Here is a 1,400-nt window from a genome sequence, read left to right as displayed (position 1 = left end):
GTCTGGTCAGGCTGTGCCTGGTCAGGCGGCGTGACCGGCGGAGGCGGCGAGGGCGGCACCGGCCCCTGCACCGATCCACCGCGCTGGTCGCTGACCGCTGGCGGGGTGTCACCGCGGGCACGGCGGAGCTTGTCGGCGTGACGTCTGGCCAGGCCCCAGTCTCGATGCCGCGCATGTTCCCGACGGAACTGCTCTTTCGCTGGGGAATAGCGACGTGACCTGGTGCGATCACGCATGGCAGCCAACTCCGCCCTTGAAAACAATCCCAGCTGCCCCATGGATGTAATTATCCCGGAACCCGACCGAGACCACCGCTCCGAACGGCAGTCCATAATGTCAAATGGTGCACGCTCATGCCGCCGTCCCTGCGCGCCATGAGCTGCCGAATAGCGGATGCTGTTATCGAGTCCGAGTAGACGCGATGTGGGTTACCAGGCGTACGCCTCGGGCGCGGGTTTGGCTCCGTTGGGCGCGGGTGCGGGGAAGAGCTTGTCCAGTGTCGCGAGCGCGTCGCCGTCGAGAGTGATCGTCAGTGCGCCGAGCGCGCCGTCGAGTTGCTCGATAGTCCGCGGTCCGACGATCGGCCCGGTCACTCCGTCCTGGGCGAGCAGCCACGCCAGCGCGACCTGGGCAGGCTCTTTGCCGATTTCGGCGCAGAATCTCTCGTACCCTTCCACCGCCTCGCGGTGTTCGCCAAGTGCCGCGGCCCAGAGACCGGTGCCGCCTGCACCACCTGGTCGGCGGGTGGCAGGACGAGGAGACCGACACCTGGCCGGTCGTGTCGTCCCTGGTCCGGGCGATGGCGACGACCCACCTGGGCGGCGGGCGCGATGTCGTCCTGCCCCAGTACTTCGCCAGGGTCGACGAGATCGCGGGGTTCGAGAAGCTCGCGCGCGAGCACGGGGCGGGCTTCCGCGAAGTCGTCCTGCTCGACGACCGGGAAGCGGCGATCGATCGGTTCAACCGCCGCGCCCAGGGCAGCGACGACCCGTGGATTCGCCACCACCACCGTCTCATCGAGCTGGGCGGCGGACCTGTCGTGCCGAGCCCCGTGGGGGCGGTGCAGGAGACCTACGAACTTCTGGTGGACGCCTTGCGCGAGCCGATCTCCCCGTGACCTGGTTCAGCGTGACGACCACCAGGAGCGGCGGGACGAAGAAGCTATACGCGGGTGGCGGCGTCAGGTCCTGGGTTGGGACCCGGCGCCGTCGCGTTCGGCCCGACGCGCTCTGTCCTGTTTACGTGAGCAGCCGTAGCGCCCGTTGGCGGACGTCGGCGTAGCGCTCGTGCACCTCCGGGGTGGCGGGGGCGGCGATCTCCTCGGCCGCGACTGGCCACTGGGGTGGCTCGGCGCCGCCGGACAGTGCCCAGGCCGCCTGACGCGCCGCGCCTCGCGCGAC

At 69.7% G+C, this 1,400-nt stretch carries 2 protein-coding genes; one reads left to right on the top strand and one right to left on the bottom strand.

The genetic code is table 11. The annotated features are described in order from the left end of the window. Window positions 1-428 precede the first annotated feature (428 nt). Window positions 429-677 carry an aldo/keto reductase gene (locus ABT297_RS43030; protein ID WP_502885730.1) on the bottom strand — a complete coding sequence of 83 codons (249 nt, stop codon included), beginning with the start codon at window positions 675-677 and terminating at the stop codon, window positions 429-431. A gap of 20 nt (window positions 678-697) precedes the next feature. On the opposite strand from ABT297_RS43030, the gene ABT297_RS43025 reads away from it, so the two are divergent. Then, window positions 698-1,117 carry a P-loop nucleotide/nucleoside kinase family protein gene (locus ABT297_RS43025; protein WP_350559997.1) on the top strand — a complete coding sequence of 140 codons (420 nt, stop codon included), beginning with the start codon at window positions 698-700 and terminating at the stop codon, window positions 1,115-1,117. The last annotated feature ends 283 nt before the right edge of the window (window positions 1,118-1,400 follow it).

It is taken from the genome of Dactylosporangium sp. NPDC000555 (assembly GCF_040300025.1).
In the GTDB taxonomy this organism is placed as follows: domain Bacteria; phylum Actinomycetota; class Actinomycetes; order Mycobacteriales; family Micromonosporaceae; genus Dactylosporangium.
The sequence above is the reverse complement of the archived record's forward strand: the minus strand, read 5'-3'. Positions and strand labels throughout refer to the sequence as shown.